Raw genomic sequence first — 18,546 nt, forward strand, 5'->3', positions numbered from 1 at the left:
TTCCGATAGATGGATGACCCGACCCGAGGCAAATATGATCAAGCAGCTGCCCATTTCGATACCCGGAGCCCGCAAGGGCGACGTGCGGTCGCAATTTGCAGCGCTGTGCTATCGCGTCAGGCGGGGCAAGGTGCAGGTTCTATTGATTACGTCACGCGGGTCCAAGCGCTGGATCGTGCCCAAGGGGTGGCCGATGAATGGTCAGACCCCGGCCAAGGCCGCGTTGCAAGAGGCGTGGGAAGAAGCTGGCGTCACAGGGCGTTCCGTGGGCGGATGTCTGGGAGTTTATTCTTATGACAAGACACTTCCCGACAAGCAGGTCATCCCGGTGGTGGTCCTCCTTTATCCTGTCGAGGTTAAGGCTTTGGCAAAGAAATTCCCCGAAGCTGGGCAACGTCGACGTAAATGGGTGTCGCGCAAGAAGGCGATGAAAATGGTAAGTGAGCCTGAGCTTGGCCGCCTGATCCGCGATTTCGACCCGCGCGCCGGCGTGACACCAGACAAGAACGGGGCTGCTTGACGCGGCCTGTTTTGACACCATTTAATTGCCTAAAGGTGTGGAAAAGGGCAAGCTGCCGGTACGATGATTAAATTTACCTTGAAATGTGACCAGGATCACCGGTTTGAAAGCTGGTTCAAATCCGCGTCGGCCTTTGATGCGCTGGCGCAAGGAGGGCATGTAAGCTGTGTCGTCTGCGGGTCGGCGCAGGTTGGCAAGGCGATCATGGCACCGCGGCTGTCGACCCATAAGGCCGACGCACCGCAGGATACCGAAGCGAAGAAGACCACTGAGGCGGCAACACTGCCGGTATTGTCCAAGCCTCAGACGGATATTGAAAAAGCGATCAGTGCGCTGCGCAAACAGGTCGAGACCTCCTCTGATTATGTCGGGGCGGATTTCGTGAAAGAGGCCCGCGCGATGCATGCCGGTGACGCGCCTGAGCGGTCGATTTATGGCGAGGCGCGTCTGGATCAGGCCCGCGCATTGATTGAGGAAGGCGTGCCGCTGATGCCCCTTCCGTTCCGGCCGAAACGATCAACGCAATAGAAACCACGCGGATCAGGGCATGCCCTGAGCCGGACAAGGAACACCTTACCATGACGATTTTGATTACCGGGGCCACCCGCGGCATCGGCGCAGGACTGGCGGCGCATTACAAGGATCAGGGTCACGAGGTGTTTGGCACAGGCCGGTCGACGCTGGCCGATATCCAACTGGACGTGACCCATCCCGAAGATCACAGCGCCATGGCGGCAAGCCTTGGCGATCGCGCGCTGGATTTGCTGGTCTGCAATGCGGGCGTCTATCTGGACAAGGGCGACGATCTGGAAACCGGCTTTGGCGCGGATCTGTGGGCGCAAACCTTCGCGACCAATGTGACCGGCGTCTTTCTGGCCATTCAGGCGCTCTTGCCGCATTTGCGGCGGGCTAAGGCCCCGAAGATTGCGATTATGTCGTCGCAAATGGCGTCGTCCGAACTGGCCCCCGGCGGCAGCTATATCTACCGCGCGTCGAAGGCAGCGGTTTTGAATCTGGGGCGCAACCTTGCGACGGATCTGAAAGGCGACGGGATCGCTGTGGGAATATATCATCCGGGGTGGGTGCAGACCGATATGGGCGGCAGCACCGCCGCGATCACGACGGACGAGGCGGTCAGGGGTCTGGCCGCGCGCTTTGCAGCGCTGGATCTGGGTACCACGGGATGCTTCGAGACGTGGGACGGTCGCGCGCATCCCTTTTGAGCGTGGCACGCGGTTGTTCCAGCTGGTCAGGCCTCGCGGCCTTGCCAGACGTTGAAGCTCCGGGCTTTGCCAAGTGGTCAGGATTCGGGGCTTTGCCAAGTGATCAAGATTCGGGGCTTTGCCCCGGGCCCCAGGATATTTTAAAGCCAGAGAAGCAGCAGGCTGGTTGGGCTTGCTAAGGGTGCGGCTTGCGCGTAAACCGCGCCGGAGTTTTGCAGCGGGGGACCTATGCCTGTTCTGGTGATGAAATTTGGTGGCACATCCGTGGCCACACTGGATCGTATCCGCCGCGCGGCCAAGCGGGTGGGCGTCGAAGTGTCCAAGGGCTATGATGTGATCGTGATCGTGTCGGCCATGTCCGGCAAGACCAATGAATTGGTGGGCTGGGTCGGTGAGACATCGCCGCTGTATGATGCGCGTGAATATGATGCGGTTGTGTCAAGCGGCGAAAACGTTACCGCTGGTTTGATGGCGCTGACCTTGCAGGAAATGGACGTGCCCGCGCGCAGCTGGCAGGGGTGGCAGGTGCCGGTCAAGACGACTTCGGCGCATTCATCGGCACGGATTGAGGAAATCCCGTCCGACAACATCATGGCCAAGTTCGCCGAAGGCATGAGAGTTGCGGTTGTCGCAGGGTTTCAGGGTGTCAGCCCCGAAGGCCGGATCACCACGCTGGGCCGCGGCGGGTCGGACACCACGGCGGTGGCTTTTGCCGCAGCATTCGACGCCGAGCGGTGCGACATCTATACAGATGTGGACGGGGTCTATACCACCGATCCGCGGATCACGTCGAAGGCACGCAAGCTGGACAAGATCGCCTTTGAAGAGATGCTTGAACTTGCCTCGCTTGGGGCGAAAGTCCTGCAGACACGGTCTGTTGAATTGGCGATGCGCTACCGGGTCAAGCTGCGCGTGCTGAGCAGTTTTGAGGAACAATCGGACGAAGCTGGAACGCTGGTCTGCGCTGAGGAGGAAATCATGGAAAGCAATGTTGTATCGGGTGTCGCATTTTCGCGGGACGAAGCAAAGATGACCCTCGTGTCGGTTGCCGACCGGCCGGGGATTGCCGCGGCGATCTTTACGGCGCTGAGCGAAGGCGGCGTGAATGTCGATATGATCGTTCAGAATATCTCGGAGGAGGGGCGCACGGATATGACGTGGTCCTGCCCTGTCGACCAGATCAAGCGCGCCGAAAAGGCGATGGACGAAGCCAAAGCGGCGGGCAGCGTCAATTTCCACGAGCTGATTGCCGATACCGACGTTGCCAAGGTTTCGGTCGTGGGCATCGGCATGCGCAGTCATACCGGTGTGGCCGCCAAGATGTTCCAGGTCCTGTCCAACGAGGGCATCAACATCAAGGTCATCACCACATCGGAGATCAAGATTTCCGTGCTGATCGACCGCAAGTACATGGAGCTGGCCGTACAGGCGCTGCATGATGCTTTTGATCTGGACAAGGCTGCCTGAAGACCGGGCAGCCCCTCTTGCTTTCCGCCGGATGTTTCTCGCCGGAGTTGAGACGCCTCTTTCCTAAATGCGGGCGGCGGTGCTAATGCTTGGCCAGATCAGAGATTTCAATTTTCGGGGATCTGTGATCTAAGCTGGCTTTGCGGAGGAACAAACTGAAATGCCCGATGGGATCGAAACGGAAAGTCGCAAGCTGCTGGGTCGTTTGCGCGATGCCATGGCCAGTGACGAAGCAGGGCAGGCGCGGCTGGACAAGATTACCAGTCTGATTGCCGGTTCGATGGGCTGCGAAGTGTGTTCGATCTATCTGTTTCGCGACGAAGATACGCTCGAGCTTTGTGCCACGGAAGGGTTGAAATCCGATTCGGTGCACGAGACGCGCATGAAGTTGGGCGAGGGGCTGGTGGGCCGCGTGGCCAAGCGCAAGCGTATCATCAATACCCCCAACGCGCCGCAGGCCCCCGGTTTTCGCTTTATGCCGGAAACCGGAGAAGAGATTTATTCAAGCTTTCTAGGCATTCCGGTGCAGCGTCTTGGTGAAATGCTGGGCGTGCTGGTCGTGCAATCCAAGGCGGCGCGCGAATTTTCCTCTGACGAAGTTTACGCTTTGGAAGTGGTAGCCATGGTACTGGCTGAAATGACCGAACTGGGCGCTTTTGTCGGTGAAGGTGCCGCGATGTCTGCCCGCCACAGCCAGCCGGTCCTTGTGCGGGGGACTGTCGGTCAGGAAGGCGTCGCCGAAGGCCATGTCTGGCTGCACGAACCACGCGTTGTCGTATCAAACCCCGTTGCCGATGACCCCGAGCGCGAGACCGAGCGGCTGAATGCGGCCGTGGACGAACTGCGCATCAGCGTCGATCAGATGATGTCGATGGCCGGCGGGGACAAGGAACAGCGGCAGGTGCTGGAAGCCTACCGGATGTTCGCCAACTCCAAAGGCTGGATGCGCCGGATGGAGGAGGACATCAGCCGCGGGCTGTCCGCCGAAGCTGCCGTTGAAAAGGAGCAATCGCTGGCGCGGTCCCGCATCGGCCAGGCCAGCGATGCCTATCTACGGGAACGGCTGTCCGATCTGGACGACCTGAGCAACCGGTTGCTGCGTATTCTGACAGGGCAGGGATCAAACACCGGTGCTGAGATGCCGGTGAACCCCATTCTCGTTGCGCGCAACATCGGTCCTGCGGAATTGTTGGAATATGGCCGGTCCCTGCGCGGGATCGTGCTTGAAGGGGGATCGGTCGGTAGCCACGCGGCGATCGTCGCGCGAGCGCTTGCGATCCCGTTGATCGTCCATGCGTCGCGTATCACCAATGATGCGCTGAATGGCGACCGGATCATGGTGGACGGCGAACAGGGCGTCGTGCACCTGCGGCCCGATGACAACGTGGCCGCAGCGTTTCGTGACAAGATCGCGATGCAGGCCGCGGCACAGGAACGCTATGTCTCGATCAGGGACAAGCAGGCCAAGACCAAATGCGGTCAGGTCATCGGTCTGCACATGAATGCCGGCCTGATGGCGGATCTGCCTTCGCTGGAGGGGTCCGGTGCCGAAGGGGTCGGGCTGTTCCGCACCGAACTGCAATTCCTTGTGCGCAGTCAGATGCCGAAACGGTCCGAATTGTCCGCGCTTTATTCGCGTGTCCTGGATGCCGCCGGTGGCAAGCGCGTGGTGTTTCGCACGCTTGATATCGGGTCGGACAAGGTCCTCCCCTACATGAAACCCAATGATGAACCGAACCCTGCGTTGGGGTGGCGTGCGATCCGCGTCGGGCTCGACAAACCGGGGATCATGCGGATGCAATTGCAGGCATTGATCCGCGCAGCGAAGGGGCGGCCTTTGACGGTGATGTTCCCCTTTGTGGCGCAATTCGAAGAATACCGCGCAGCGCGGGCCGAAATGGACAAGACCCTGGCGCGCGAAGAACGGTTGGGCCATGTGCTGCCGTCAAAGATCGAAATCGGTGCCATGCTCGAGACACCTTCACTGGCTTTCGCGCCGAAGAAGTTCTTTGAAGAGGTCGAGTTTCTGTCGATTGGCGGCAATGACCTCAAGCAGTTTTTCTTTGCGGCGGACCGGGAAAACGAACTGGTGCGCCGTCGCTACGACACGTTGAACGTCAGCTTTTTGACGTTCCTCGAGGGGATCGCAAGCCGTTGTCAGGAAACGCAAACCCCGCTGTCTTTTTGTGGCGAAGATGCGGGCCGCCCCGTCGAAGCGCTGTGTTTTGCCGCCATCGGGATCACGTCGCTGTCGATGCGCCCTGCCTCCATCGGGCCGGTCAAAAGCCTGCTGCGGCGGTCCGATCTGAACGAGGTGCGCGAGGTCATCAATGCCGCGCGTGATCGTGGCGATCAATCGGTCCGGGCCGCCGTGATGGAGTATCTGCGCAACCAGAACTCCGAGCAGCGCAAGCTGCCCTGAGGGATCGCCCGCCGTTGCTGGTGACAAGGTCCAAGCGCAAGGCGGGGGACTATGACTGCTGACCGCCGGCCTTTGATTGTAGGGTCCGATGCGCCGATACGCCTTTGGACATACCTCGTCATTTTGAGGCGATGATTGCCGAAGACGCGATGGTTGACATAAAGATACGCGCAATTTCTTAATCTACACCGGTTAGCTGGGGTGCTCGTTCATTGCCTTTAGGGGGCGGCGGCCCACATGAAGTAATCGTAAAGGCGATGATCGCGGAATGGAGAAATTGATGAAGCTGGCATGTGCAACTCGGATTGCTGCGATGTTTGTGCTCGCGGCCAGCGCTGGATTTGCGCAGGAAACACCTGACCCACAGCCGCGTGTTCCCAGTGTGACCGTGGATACGGCGGCGATCGCTGAAATCGTGAACCGTGTGCCGATTTCAGGCAGTCTTGAGGCATTTCGCGAGGTGCTGGTGTACCCCCAGGTGTCAGGCTTCCCGATTGAGGTAATCATGGTCGATGCCGGGGCACAGGTCGCAAAAGGCGATGTGCTGGCGCTGTTGAACACCGATACATTGACCGTGCAGGTTTCCCAGGCAGAGGCAGAATATGCCCGTGCGCAAGCGGGCGTGCGCCAAGCCCAAAGCCAGATCACATCCGCCGAAGCGTCAGCCGCGCAGGCGCAAAGCGTTCTTGCGCGTAATCAGCAGCTTGAGCGGTCCGGCAACACCACCCAAGCCGCTTTGGATCAGGCCAGTGCCAACGCCCAGACCGCAGATGCCGCCGTGGCCTCGGCGAAAGACGGGCTCGAGGTTGCGCGGGCGCAGGTCTTGCAAGCGCAGGCATCGCTGGATTTGGCACGGCTTAATCTGGACCGCGCAACGATAAAGGCCCCTACAGCAGGAACCGTATCCGCGCGCAATGCGCAGCTGGGGGCGATTGCCACAAGTTCTGGCGAACCGCTGTTTCGGATGATCCAGGACGGCGTGATCGAGGTAAAGGCCGAAATCGTCGAAACCGCCTTGGCGCAGATCGAACCGGGGGATGCGGCGCAGGTCGATATCCCCGGTGTAGGTATGGTGAACGGATCGGTGCGTCTGGTGTCGCCGACGGTCGATCCTGTGAACCGTCTGGGGGATGTGCGCGTGTCGCTCGACGACGGCCGCACCTTGCGAACCGGTGTGTTTGCAGGCGGGTGGATCATCACCGATCGCCATGACGGGCTGACCGTGCCCACGACAGCCGTCTTGACCGATGCCACGGGCGATTACGTTCTTGAGGTTGATGGCGATAGCCTGGTGCGCCGGGACGTGACTGCCGGACTGATCTGGGACGACCGCCGCGAGGTGTTGGCGGGCCTTGAGGAAGGTGCCATTGTGGTCGCCAAGGCCAGTGCGTTCTTTTCCGATGGGGACAAGGTCAACCCTGTCATGGAAGGGGCTGATTCTTAATGAATATGTCCACTTGGGCCATCCGGTCTCCGGTCCCGTCACTGGCTTTGTTTCTGGTGCTGTGCCTGATCGGTCTGGTCGGGTTCTTCCGTTTGCCGGTCACGCAATTCCCCAACATCGACATTCCGATTGTCACCGTGAATATCGCGCAACCCGGTGCGGCACCGACCGAAATCGCGACACAGATCGTCAAACCGGTCGAAGGGGCGGTGTCGGATGTGACGGGGGTCAAACATGTCACGGCTGTCGCCTCGGATGGGTCGGCCAGTCTGACCATCGAATTCGAACTTGAGACCGACAGCGCCACCGCCCTGACCGATATCAAGGACGCGGTCGCAGGCGTGCAGGGCGATCTGCCGGATAACGCGACCGAACCGATCATCAAACGTCTGGATGTGACGGGGCAGGCGATCCTGACCTATGCGGTGTCAGACCCGACGCAATCGATCCAGGATTTGTCCTATTTCGTCGATGAAATCGTTGCGCGTGAACTGCAGGTGGAAAAAGGCGTCGGCAAAGTGACCCGCATCGGGGGCGGCGACCGCGCGATTGAGGTTGAACTGGACCCGGACCGTTTGCTGTCCCTTGGCCTGACGGCGGCGGATGTGAACAGTCAACTGCGGCAGAACAACATCGATCTGGGCGGCGGTTCGGGTGATCTGGGCGGACAGGAGTATTCAATCCGCGCGCTGGGCAGCGCTGATACGGTGGCGCAATTGGCCGCGACGCCGATCATTACCGCACCGGGCCAGACCGTGCGGCTGGATGATCTGGGCAAAGTCTTTGACGGTGCAACCGAAACGTCAAGCTTTGCGATGCTAGACGGTCAGCCCGTCGTGGCCTTTGGTGTGTTCCGGTCGACGGGGGCGAGCGATCTGGCAGCGGGGGACAACGCGAAGGAACGGCTGGCCGAACTGGCCGAGGAATATCCCAATGCAAGCTTCGCGCTGATTGATGATGCCACGGTTTACACCGAGGGCAATTACCACTCCGCGATGGACACGCTGTACGAGGGGGCCGCCCTTGCGATCATCGTGGTGTTCTTGTTCCTGCGCAACTGGCGCGCGACGATCATCACTGCCGTTGCCTTGCCATTGTCGATCATCCCGACATTCATGGTGATGCAGTATCTTGGTTTCTCTCTGAACACCGTCAGCCTGTTGGGCATTACGCTGGTCACGGGCATCCTTGTCGATGACGCGATTGTCGAGATTGAAAATATCGTCCGGCACATTCAGATGGGCAAACCGGCTTACGAGGCTTCAGAGGAAGCTGCCTCCGAAATCGGCCTGACCGTCATCGCGATCAGTTTCACCATCGTTGCGGTCTTTGCGCCGGTCAGTTTCATGTCGGGCATCGCCGGGCAGTATTTCAAGCAATTCGGCCTGACCGTGGCTGTCGCGGTGTTGTTTTCGCTGCTGGTGGCACGGCTGATCACCCCGATGATGGCGGCCTATTTCTTGCGTGACGGCATCGCCCCCGAGGAAGAGGAAAAAGACGGCTTCATCATGCGGCGCTACATGGGCGTTTTGGGGTGGACCTTGCGCAACCGTACGCTGACGCTGTTGTTGGGGCTGGCGATTTTCGCGGGCTCGATCTTTTCCGCAACGCTGCTGCCGACCGAATTCGTGCCCGCCGCGGATCGGGGGCGATCGACCGTATCGCTTGAGCTGCCCCCCGGATCAACGCTGGACCAGACCCGCGCGCAGGGACGTCAAGTGTCCGCCATCCTTGCGCAAATCCCCGAGATCACGAATGTGTTCGTCGAAGGCGGCACATCATCGGATACCAAGGCCAATCTTATCGTGAACTACGGTCAGAAAGACGAACGGGACCGGTCGTCGTTTGTGATCGAAGAACAGATGAAGCAGATATTGCAAGGCATCCCCGACGTTAAGATCAATGTGCTGAAGGACAACGGCCAGCGCGACCTTCAGCTAAATGTGCTGGGCGATACCGAAGCCGCTGCATCCGCCACGGCGATCAGCCTGGCTGCGCAAATGAACGCGCTGCCCCAGATCGTGAATGCGTCCAGTACGGCATCGTTGGTCCGCCCCGAGGTGCAGATTACCCCGCGTCCGCAACTGGCGGCCGAGATGGGGGTGACATCGGCGGCGCTTGCCAGCACGATCCGGATTGCCACGCTTGGCGATACCGACAGCAATGTCGCCAAGTTCAACGCAGGCGATCGCCAGATCCCGATCCTTGTGCGGATCAAGAAAGACGTGCGCGACGACCTGAGCAAACTTGCCGGTTTGCGCGTGCCCTCGACCACCGGTGCGCCGGTGCCGGTCAGTGTGGTGGCCGATGTTCGGCTGTCGTCGGGGCCCAGTACTATTGAACGCTATGACCGGCAGTATCGCACCAGCGTAGAAGCTGATCTGGCCCCCGGTGCCCCCCTTGGACCCGCAACCGAAGCGGTGATGGCGTTGCCGCTGGCCCAATCCATGCCCGAGGGGACCGCGATCCAGAGTGCGGGCGACGCAGAGGTGATGGGCGAGGTCTTTACCCAGTTTGCGTTGGCGATGGGGGCCGGTATCTTGCTGGTCTATGTGGTTCTGGTGTTGCTGTTCAGCAGCTTCATAACGCCCGTGACCATCCTGATGTCCCTGCCGTTGGCAATCGGGGGGGCTATCTTTGCACTCTACCTGAACAATTCCGCCATTGGTCTGTCGGTCGTGATCGGCTTTTTGATGCTGATGGGGATCGTGACGAAAAACGCGATCATGCTGGTGGAATTCGCGATGGAGGCGATGGCCCACGGGGTCACCAAATCAGAAGCGATGCTGCAAGCGGGCCACAAGCGCGCGCGCCCCATCATCATGACAACGGTGGCGATGACGGCGGGTATGGTGCCGTCGGCATTGGCGGTAGGGGCGGGCGGCGAATTCCGCGCGCCAATGGCGATTGCGGTGATCGGCGGTCTGCTGCTTTCGACGCTGCTGTCGCTGTTGTTCGTGCCGTCGCTTTTCAGCGTGATGGACGGGCTCAAGGATCGCATCCGGTGGTCCTTGGTCGCGGTTTTCGGCGCGAACAAACCGCGAGAGGTCCATGGTGACGGATGAAACCACGTTAGTTTCGCCAGGTGGAATAGATTTCCGAAATAACGGCTAGGCGCGCCGTACATTATTCCCTTTAATGTGCGGTGCGCCGATGTGTTCTTGCAGGGGCGCGGAATTTGCAAGAAAGGCCCGTGCCCATGACCCCCTTTGTCTTCAACACCACGAAATCTGTCGTTTTCGAAAATGGTGCAGCAGTCCGGCTGGCAGAGCTTGCGGGCGGTTTGCTGGGCGTAAATTGCCTGTTCGTCACGGACCCCGGCCTGCGCAAGCTGGGCCTGTGCGATCCGGCCATCGCGGCGCTTGAGGCCGCAGGCCATAGTGTCACCGTCTTTGACGCGGTCGAGGCCGACCCGTCGCGCGAAACCCTGATGGCAGCGGTCGAGGCGGGCAGGGCGGCGGGGGCCACTGGCGTGATCGGATTCGGCGGCGGGTCGTCGCAGGACGTGGCCAAGTTGGTGGCGTTGCTGTTGGGATCTGGCGAAGATCTTGATGGTGCATGGGGCGTCGCGCAGGCCAAGGGCCCGCGCCTGCCGCTGGTCCTGATCCCGACCACCGCCGGCACAGGGTCCGAAGTCACGCCTGTCTCGATCATCACCGTCGGGGCCGAGGAAAAACGCGGCGTGTCGTCTGCCGTGATCCTGCCTGACATGGCGATTCTTGACGCGGAACTGACGCTGGGCCTGCCTGCACATATCACGGCTGCGACCGGCATCGATGCGATGGTCCACGCGATCGAGGCCTATGCTTCGAAGAGTGCAAACAACAACCCCTTGTCCAAACTGCTTGCCCGCGAGGCGCTGCGCCTGCTGGGCGCAAACATCGAGGCTGTCGTGGCAGATGGTCGTGACCTTGCCGCGCGCGGTGCCATGCTGCTGGGGTCGATGCTGGCGGGGCAGGCCTTTGCCAACTCTCCTGTCGCGGCGGTGCATGCACTGGCCTATCCCATTGGCGGCACGTTCCATATTCCGCACGGGTTGTCCAACGCCCTGGTTCTGCCCCATGTGCTGCGGTTCAACGCGCCGGATGCAGGCTCGGTCTATGCCGAAATTGCCGCAGATGCCTTCCCCCATCTGGATGCCGTCGAAGGCACGCAGGCGCGGACCGCCGCGTTCATTGATGCCTTGGCGGATTTGTCGGCGCGTGTTGGTTTGCAGACGCGGCTGCGCGATGTGGATATCCCGAAGGATGCGATTGACAAGATGGCGGCTGACGCGATGCTGCAATCGCGCCTGTTGGTGAACAACCCCCGCGCGGTCAGCCAGTCGGATGCCCATACAATCTATACGGCGGCGTGGTGATGGCGGACCGACCCGTTGCCCCCAAACGCGCTGAGTTCTCTGAATTCTACCCCCTGCAAACCCGCTGGAACGACAATGACGCCTATGGCCACATGAACAATGTGGTGCATTACGCGCTGTTCGATACCGCCGTGAACGGTTGGCTGATCGACCGCAGTTTGCTTGATCCCCTGACCAGCCCGGTCTTTGGTCTGGTCGTGGAAACGGGCTGCCGGTATTTCGGCGAAATGCAGTTTCCCGACCGGGTCACGGCGGGGTTGCGGGTGGCAAAACTGGGCCGCAGTTCTGTCAGGATGGAGCTGGGCCTGTTCCGCAATGACGATGAAACCGCATCGGCTGAAGGGTTTTTCGTGCACGTCTATGTCGACCGCCAAAACCATCTCCCGACCGATATACCGGACGCGACGCGCAGGGCATTGGAGGGATTGCAGAGCTCCTGAAAAGAGTGACGTGAAGCGTTTGAGCGCAGATGGCGGCGTTAGGGGGATGCTACTGACTGGCGCGACGTGCAAAACGTCCCGGCGTCTTTCAGCAAGCGGGCCAACCTGCGCGGTGAATAGCAATATTCAATTCCCGTCGCTTTGTCACAAACTGGGCTAGACAAACCCCGAAAAAGTCGGGATAAGCCGACACGCATCCAGGCAAGGGCCTCGGATGCTACGCCGTAGAAATACGGTCGAGGCGAGTTGGCGGAGTGGTTACGCAGCGGATTGCAAATCCGTGTACAGGAGTTCGATTCTCCTACTCGCCTCCATTTGATTTCAAAGACTTAGCCGTCGCCGCCCTAACGCAAAAATGCGGCTGCCACACACTTTGCCGCACATTCTTGTTCCGTTCCTGTTCTGTTTTCTAATAGGTTCTCAACCCTTAGTTAATATGTACCAGCCAGGTGCTTGAGTATTGAGCCAATTGAACGGCAGCGTGAATTTGGATCTTCTGCTAGCTAAAAGGCGCTTTAGATGATGTAGATTCAGCTGTCTTAACTGCATAAGACTTTTAAGGAATTCCGGTTCTGGGCAACGAGTTGGTACTGCTACGGTGTTTTGCAAGCGGGGGATCTTGCGTATAGTCGTAGGGGGGGGTAGCCTAACAAAAATTGAGGTGCAGCTTGCAGAATACCCAGAAATTTAGGGATGAACTGACCCTCGAGCTACAAAAAGAGGTTCCAGATCCCAAAGTAATCGCAGAACTAAGTGACGCCATTCTAAATGAAACAGAGGGCTCAGTCCGCTTTACTGTAGACGCACAACATATAAATCGGTTGGGACTTGAACTAGTTGGCAAGCAAGAGACCGCCTTATCTGAGCTAATAAAGAATGCGTATGACGCCGATGCGACCGAGGTCAACATTACTTTCGCAAATTTCGAGAAGGCTGGCGGCGAACTTATCATAGCTGACAACGGCGTTGGGATGGATATTGATACCATACGCAATTCCTGGATGCGCCTTTCGACAAATGAAAAGGGTGAGAATCCAGTTTCGGAAATTTTCTCACGGCGGAGAGCAGGGAGGAAGGGTATTGGTCGCTTCGCTGTTCAGCGTCTTGGGACTTCGCTTGTTTTAGAAACTGGACAAAAGGGTCAGAAGATTGGACTTCGGGTCGTATTTAGCTGGGATCAAGATTTCAAAGCAGGAATAAGTCTTAATCAAGTTTGGCATAAAATTGAAACCTATGAAAAGGATGAGGTCACCTCTGGGACAGTACTCAAAATTCGGGATTTACGTGATCGCTGGACGAAACCAACGCTAGAAAGAGTTTGGAAATCGGTGCTGTTCTTACAGGTCCCCTTTGAGCCCGGCGGTAATCAATCGAAAGATTCCGAGAATTTTCTTGTGAGCATTAATGGGGCTACTAACCGTCAGCAACGTATTGACCTCAATATGAAGGATAACTTTCTCAACAATGCTGTTGCACAGGTTTCTGGCTGGATCGATGTTTCAGGTATTGCTACTTTCAAAGTCGTTTCGGAAAAGCTGGGGATAGATGAGACATTTCAGTCTGAGGACATTTATGAGTTTGTAGGGCCTTTAACTTTCTCAAGTGCCTACTTTATCTATTTACGTGAGTACATGTCTGGAATTTCGGTGCGAGTTGCTGAGAAAATGGGACATAGTTATGGTGGTATTAGAGTATACCGAAATGGATTTAGAGTACTTCCCTACGGTGAGCAAAATGACGATTGGCTCAAGCTGTCATTTGACTCAGCCAGGCGAAATCTTTTGGTCCCAGCCAATAACTTTAACTTTTTTGGCCAAGTGGATGTTGATGGTCAGTCAAACCCTCTGTTGGAGGAAACAAGTTCAAGAGAAGGCTTCATCGAGAATGAGGCGTTTGAGGAGCTTCAGGTATTTTGCCGGAGATGTATCGAGTGGGCTGCACAGCGGGTTGGAAGCGTTCGAAAGAAGAAAACGTCGACCTCTCAACAAGGTTTTCAACCTACGTATACTCGTAAACCTTCAGAGATCATTCTTGAAAAATTGGCTCAAGAAGAAAGTAAGATCGAGAGAGACGATGACAACCAAATCCCTGAGGATGAACTGAAACCCGAAAATACTGATCGCAATGAGAATTCTGGACACAACACGGAGTTTCTTAAGGAGCTATATTCCAAGCAGAGAGAGTACGAGCAGAAAACAGAGGAGAGGATTGAACTATCGATCGAATACGAAAACATGCTCCGAATCTTGGCTTCGCTCGGTATATCAATTAGCCTATTTGGTCATGAAATAAAAAGTGCCACCACAGCCGTCGACAACAGCTTGGCGGTAGCGGAAATTGATGCGGAACGTCTCAAGGATAGTAGAGAAAGAGCCCAGTTGGAGGCGGACCTTAACTCTTTGAAAACGGCTACCAACCGCATCTTTGATTTGGGTAGTTATGTCGAGGCCCTAGTTTCTAAAACGCGGTCGAGAGAACTCACTGAAGTTCATGTCGATACGGCTGTTCGACGATTTTTGGGTCAGTTCCAATCTTACATGCACAAGAGAAACATCAACTTTGATGTGGATGTCCAGCCTGTGGACCTCTTAACTCCCAAGATGCACGCCTCAGAACTTGATTCCGCACTGTTCAATTTCTTGACAAATTCTGTCAAGGCCATTGAAAAGGCTGGGGTTCCTAATCCGATGATAAGGGTCAGTGGTCGCCAACAGGGTGATTTTGTAATTGTTTCGTTCGAAGATAACGGCACCGGCGTACCCAAAGAAATTGAAGAGAGGGTTTTCGATGCGTTTTTTACAACCACGGAAACTGACGGTGACAGTATTTCGGGTATAGGGACAGGGCTGGGACTCCAGATAGTAGCGGACATAGCATCTGCATATGGAGGGAGTGTTTCCCTTTCTGATGACGTCACTCACGGTTATTCGGCAAGGTTTGATCTGAAATTAAGAAAGAGCAAACAAGAATGAATGGTTTTTTTGTTGACGACAATTCTGAAGAACGCATCCGTATTTCCAGGTTGTTGGAGCAGGAAGAACTGAGAATTGACTCCAATTTCGTGCCAACAGAGCCTACAAAGTTACGCGATGCTATTCTTGCTCAAAATCCTGATCTTGTGGCGTTAGACTTTAGACTAGATGATGAAGATCTTAGAGATGAGAAAGATCTAAAACAAAATAACTACAAGGGCGGAGCGTTAGCTCAAATTTTGAGAGAAGCAGTTTTAGAAACTCCTGATCGTGACTTTCCTATTATCCTTGTATCTACTGAAGAGAATATTAAGCAAATATATAGTATTGATAAAACTTCCCACGACCTTTTTGACCAAAAGTACATGAAAGGCCGACTGAGTGATAAATACTATAGACTTGAGTGCCAGCGTCAAATTCTTAGTCTCGCAAAAGGTTATAAAGAGATTGCGAGTAAAGAAGCAGAGGGCAAGGGCCTTTTCGCTTTATTGGCGCTCGAGCCAGAGGAACTCGAAATAGTACCTCTTCTTGGGCTGGCAACAGACTTGAAAAATGCCAATTCTGTAGTTCACGTTATTTCGAGGCTCATCCTCCGTCAATTAATAGAGCGTCCGGGGCCCCTTCTTGCTGGTAGGGACGTGGCGGCCCGCTTAGGTCTGTCCAACAATAGGGATCAAATCGAACATGTGATGTCGTTTCTATTCAACGAGGGTATGGCTTACGAGGGTGTTTACTCTGATGGCTGGCTGCGAGTTTGGCGTCATCGATTAGATGATTGGGCAAATGAGCACTTTCACGCGCCACTTAGCTCCATACCCGGTTCTGAAAGAGCTGCGAAGATTTCGGAATTGATCGGCTTGGACCTGGAGCCCGCTATTTCGAGGTGGAGTAGCAAGTCAGATGAGCTATTTGCTTTTGCCTGCTCTTTGTGTGCGAACCCCACGGAACGTCGAAACTCTGTTGCACTCTATGATAAGTACCTTCTCCCCTACGCCGAGCGAAAGAGAGTTTGTTTTGATTGTCTGATGAGAGGTCGGCTTGACGAACATCCGCAGTTGTCAGTCGATGAGTCGGATCTGGATATCTTTGCCGATGTTCGTGAAGGCAGGATTACTCGACAATGACAGGCATAACCGGAGCCGATATGGCAAAGGCCTTGGAAGCTTCAGTACGCAGATATGTTGAAGCAGGCATTCTAGAGGGCGAAAGCTGCAACGCGGTCAGTTCAGCGGTAGCAAAGTTGCGGAAAGCTAAATCTAGCAAATCGTGGGATTATAGTGTTTCAAAAGGCGATCCCATACGTTTTACGGAATGTGTAGATCCAAGAGACAATAGCAAGTTTCACCCACTTATTATGGTGGAGAGTATTTCGGTCGATAGCGCGGAAGACTTTCCATATCAAGAATGGGTAACCGTACTAGTACTTGAATACAAAGACCGAGATAGAGAGTGCCCAAGGTGGCACTTCGATCTCGGCAATGCAGGGCAACCTGGGCCAAGGTTGCACCTGCAGTACGGCGGCCATTTCCATGACGATCGAAAGCTTGACGCGTCATTCAAGGTTCCGCGTTGGTCCGCTTTCCCTCTTGATACAGTTTTGCTGATGGAAGTCGTCGCCGCGAATTTCTTTGCGCAGCATTGGAATGACACGCTTCGCGATGACCGGACAATTATGAAGCATGTCAAGACCAGTGAAGGGCTGTGCTATCGTCCATTGGCAGACAGACTGATGGCATACATGAACGATCCGGCAATGGGACGAGAGGCGACCTTCTTGCGCAGTTGCTGGAATGATACCTGGGCATAGACGCATTCTTAGCTGTCGCATGAGAAATACTCGCACTGGAAGATTTTAAGGAACCCCAACTTTCTTGAGATTTGTCTTGTCACTTAGCTTCCAAATAGAGTGGTCTAGAGCTAGGGTATCCGAAAAAAGGTGGGGAAGACGTCTTGACTGTCATGCGAACATTCGACTCCCGTCGGAAAAAAGACTTGGGCGCATTTTATACTCATCAAGGTCTGACAGATTTAATTTGCGCTTGGTCAGTACAAACTCCGGAGACTACAGTTCTAGAACCAAGTTTTGGTGGCTGTGGCTTTCTTCGATCTACGCGGGATCGCCTCGCTAAAATCGGATCTACAAGCTCCATAAGTCAAATTTACGGATGTGACATCGATACTAGAGCGTTTCTGCTTCTGTCAGACGTGTTTGAACAACCAGTAGATCTGGAACGGTATCACGAGGGTGATTTTCTAGATCAACGTTTCCCTTCAAGCTGGCCAAAAACTTTTGACGCAGTCGTGGGCAATCCTCCATATCTCCCATATCGTAAGATTGATGTTTCTCGCAGAGAGCGTGTTCTAGATCAGCTGAAAGATCTTGGGTTGACGCTGGATCGAAGAGCAAGTCTGTGGGCCTACTTCGTTGCACTTTCTATTCCTTTCACGTCAACGGGAGGTAGGGCTGCTTGGGTTTTGCCTAGCAGTTTCCTTTACGCAAATTTTTCCGCTGCACTCCGCTCCTTTATCACTGAAAATTTCGAAGAGGTCCGAGCGTTTGAGCTGAAAGAGCGCCAATTTCTCTTAGAAGGGACGGAAGAGAAAACAGTGGTTTTGCTATGCAAAGGCAAGCTTGAAAAGAGTCGGTTGCCTACACAGTCGGATATTTCGCTAGACCAATGTGCTGGCGTTGAAGAACTGAAAAAGGCGATCAACAGTTGGGAGTTGGGTCAGGCAAAAACTACCTCCTTATGCGGAACGTCAGTTTTTGATAGCCTTTCAGAAGGGTCGCGACGTTTGTTTGTACGACTCCAAAAAAGTCCAGTATGTAAAAAGCTTGGTGACTTCTTAGGGGTAAGAATAGGGCTAGTCACTGGCAACAATGCGTTTTTCCTCTTGAGCGAAACTGAACGCGAAAATCTGAATTTGGATACAACTGAATTGAAAAGGATTTTGCCTAGATTTCAGTTTGCTCAAGGCATGCAATTCAGCCTTTCGGATCACGGCAGGTTGCTCGAAAATGGAGGTAAAGGATACCTTGTAAGCGAAGATGACCCGACTAACGCATCTCCTGAAATGCGGGCATATCTCGCTCAGTATTCTAAGTCAGACATCGATGGATGCTCAACGTTTAAGAAGCGCTCAATCTGGTGTCGGACTGAAGACGAAGCTGCGCCAGATGCGTTTTTTCCTGTTATGCAACATCATGGGCCCAGGTTGGTGCTCAATCAAACCAGTTTTAACTGCACGAATTCCTTGCATCGAGTATATTTTGATAGACAGCTTACGAAAAGCCAACGCCAGTTGGTCTCGCTATCTCTCCTATCAACTTTTTCACAGATTTCCGCGGAGGCGTGCGGTCGGTCATATGGGTCTGGTGCTTTAAAACATGAACCCCGAGAAGCGGAGCAGATCGAAGTTTTGATGCCTGAAATGCATCCTAGAACTGTAAGCGCTTCATTCACTCGTGTTGATCGAATGCTTCGTGAAGGAAACCTCGAGGAAGCTCGTCAGTTTGTAGACCAACTTATTCTTAATGGTATTGGACTAAGTAATTTGCCTTCCAATACTGCGCTTCTTCGTTCGGGCTTGGAGCATCTCCGTTTCCATAGACATCGTTGACTTGTCGCATTTCTCGGCAATAGGTTTGGTCAACTATTAATTGCATTATTTTTCGCGTCTTGGATTATTTTGACAGG

13 protein-coding genes and 1 tRNA gene are annotated in these 18,546 nt (G+C 55.3%); all 14 read left to right on the forward strand.

The features are described 5' to 3' along the window. Nucleotides 1-34 precede the first annotated feature (34 nt). The 14 genes from RGAI101_RS16935 to RGAI101_RS21635 all read left to right on the forward strand — a co-directional run bounded on the left by RGAI101_RS16935 (nt 35) and on the right by RGAI101_RS21635 (nt 18,469). Nucleotides 35-520 (forward strand): NUDIX hydrolase, encoded by a 486-nt coding sequence (locus RGAI101_RS16935; RefSeq protein ID WP_008225792.1) that lies wholly within the window; start codon nt 35-37, stop codon nt 518-520. A gap of 63 nt (nt 521-583) precedes the next feature. Next, nucleotides 584-1,048, forward strand: coding sequence for a DUF1178 family protein (locus tag RGAI101_RS16940; protein ID WP_008225891.1), 465 nt, complete (start codon nt 584-586; stop codon nt 1,046-1,048). 50 nt (nt 1,049-1,098) lie between these two features. Then, on the forward strand, nt 1,099-1,743 hold the full coding sequence (locus tag RGAI101_RS16945) for an SDR family NAD(P)-dependent oxidoreductase (protein WP_008228090.1): 645 nt from the start codon (nt 1,099-1,101) through the stop codon (nt 1,741-1,743). Between the two features lie 228 nt (nt 1,744-1,971). Further along, a complete protein-coding gene (locus RGAI101_RS16950) occupies nt 1,972-3,210 on the forward strand; it encodes an aspartate kinase (protein ID WP_008227292.1) in 1,239 nt (412 codons plus the stop codon). A 160-nt stretch (nt 3,211-3,370) separates the two neighbouring features. Then, the gene (gene ptsP, locus RGAI101_RS16955) at nt 3,371-5,632 is read left to right on the forward strand and encodes a phosphoenolpyruvate--protein phosphotransferase (protein ID WP_008229164.1); all 2,262 of its coding nucleotides are present in this window, start codon (nt 3,371-3,373) and stop codon (nt 5,630-5,632) included. Between the two features lie 280 nt (nt 5,633-5,912). Continuing rightward, nucleotides 5,913-7,076, forward strand: coding sequence for an efflux RND transporter periplasmic adaptor subunit (locus RGAI101_RS16960; RefSeq protein ID WP_198133710.1), 1,164 nt, complete (start codon nt 5,913-5,915; stop codon nt 7,074-7,076). Next, nucleotides 7,076-10,141: an efflux RND transporter permease subunit gene (locus tag RGAI101_RS16965; RefSeq protein ID WP_008228412.1), complete on the forward strand. Its 3,066-nt coding sequence runs from the start codon at nt 7,076-7,078 to the stop codon at nt 10,139-10,141. The genes RGAI101_RS16960 and RGAI101_RS16965 overlap by 1 nt, the downstream gene beginning before the upstream one ends. 134 nt (nt 10,142-10,275) lie before the next feature. After that, nucleotides 10,276-11,436 carry an iron-containing alcohol dehydrogenase gene (locus tag RGAI101_RS16970; protein WP_008226523.1) on the forward strand — a complete coding sequence of 387 codons (1,161 nt, stop codon included), beginning with the start codon at nt 10,276-10,278 and terminating at the stop codon, nt 11,434-11,436. Continuing rightward, nucleotides 11,436-11,876, forward strand: a complete 441-nt coding sequence (locus RGAI101_RS16975) for an acyl-CoA thioesterase (protein WP_008228578.1) — start codon at nt 11,436-11,438, stop codon at nt 11,874-11,876. Before RGAI101_RS16970 ends, RGAI101_RS16975 begins: the two co-directional genes overlap by 1 nt. Before the next feature lie 240 nt (nt 11,877-12,116). Further along, nucleotides 12,117-12,190: transfer RNA gene (locus RGAI101_RS16980), tRNA-Cys, on the forward strand. A gap of 354 nt (nt 12,191-12,544) precedes the next feature. Continuing rightward, the gene (locus tag RGAI101_RS16985) at nt 12,545-14,848 is read left to right on the forward strand and encodes a sensor histidine kinase (protein WP_037228621.1); all 2,304 of its coding nucleotides are present in this window, start codon (nt 12,545-12,547) and stop codon (nt 14,846-14,848) included. Then, entirely contained in the window at nt 14,845-15,972 is a 1,128-nt protein-coding gene (locus RGAI101_RS16990) for a hypothetical protein (RefSeq protein WP_008228992.1), read from the forward strand. The genes RGAI101_RS16985 and RGAI101_RS16990 overlap by 4 nt, the downstream gene beginning before the upstream one ends. Next, nucleotides 15,969-16,655, forward strand: a complete 687-nt coding sequence (locus RGAI101_RS16995) for a hypothetical protein (RefSeq protein ID WP_037228623.1) — start codon at nt 15,969-15,971, stop codon at nt 16,653-16,655. Before RGAI101_RS16990 ends, RGAI101_RS16995 begins: the two co-directional genes overlap by 4 nt. Nucleotides 16,656-16,807: 152 nt before the next feature. Next, a complete protein-coding gene (locus tag RGAI101_RS21635; protein WP_008227089.1) occupies nt 16,808-18,469 on the forward strand; it encodes an N-6 DNA methylase in 1,662 nt (553 codons plus the stop codon). Nucleotides 18,470-18,546: the final 77 nt, after the last annotated feature.

It is taken from the genome of Roseobacter sp. GAI101, assembly GCF_000156335.1.
In the GTDB taxonomy this organism is placed as follows: Bacteria; Pseudomonadota; Alphaproteobacteria; order Rhodobacterales; family Rhodobacteraceae; genus Sulfitobacter.

Excerpts from the sequence above, each read along its gene's own strand:
- RGAI101_RS16935 (WP_008225792.1), top strand. The coding sequence starts at position 35 with ATGATCAAGCAGCTGCCCATTTCGATACCCGGAGCCCGCAAGGGCGAC.
- RGAI101_RS16940 (WP_008225891.1), top strand. The coding sequence starts at position 584 with ATGATTAAATTTACCTTGAAATGTGACCAGGATCACCGGTTTGAAAGC.
- RGAI101_RS16945 (WP_008228090.1), top strand. The coding sequence starts at position 1,099 with ATGACGATTTTGATTACCGGGGCCACCCGCGGCATCGGCGCAGGACTG.
- RGAI101_RS16950 (WP_008227292.1), top strand. The coding sequence starts at position 1,972 with ATGCCTGTTCTGGTGATGAAATTTGGTGGCACATCCGTGGCCACACTG.
- ptsP (WP_008229164.1), top strand. The coding sequence starts at position 3,371 with ATGCCCGATGGGATCGAAACGGAAAGTCGCAAGCTGCTGGGTCGTTTG.
- RGAI101_RS16960 (WP_198133710.1), top strand. The coding sequence starts at position 5,913 with ATGAAGCTGGCATGTGCAACTCGGATTGCTGCGATGTTTGTGCTCGCG.
- RGAI101_RS16965 (WP_008228412.1), top strand. The coding sequence starts at position 7,076 with ATGAATATGTCCACTTGGGCCATCCGGTCTCCGGTCCCGTCACTGGCT.
- RGAI101_RS16970 (WP_008226523.1), top strand. The coding sequence starts at position 10,276 with ATGACCCCCTTTGTCTTCAACACCACGAAATCTGTCGTTTTCGAAAAT.
- RGAI101_RS16975 (WP_008228578.1), top strand. The coding sequence starts at position 11,436 with ATGGCGGACCGACCCGTTGCCCCCAAACGCGCTGAGTTCTCTGAATTC.
- RGAI101_RS16990 (WP_008228992.1), top strand. The coding sequence starts at position 14,845 with ATGAATGGTTTTTTTGTTGACGACAATTCTGAAGAACGCATCCGTATT.
- RGAI101_RS16995 (WP_037228623.1), top strand. The coding sequence starts at position 15,969 with ATGACAGGCATAACCGGAGCCGATATGGCAAAGGCCTTGGAAGCTTCA.
- RGAI101_RS21635 (WP_008227089.1), top strand. The coding sequence starts at position 16,808 with ATGCGAACATTCGACTCCCGTCGGAAAAAAGACTTGGGCGCATTTTAT.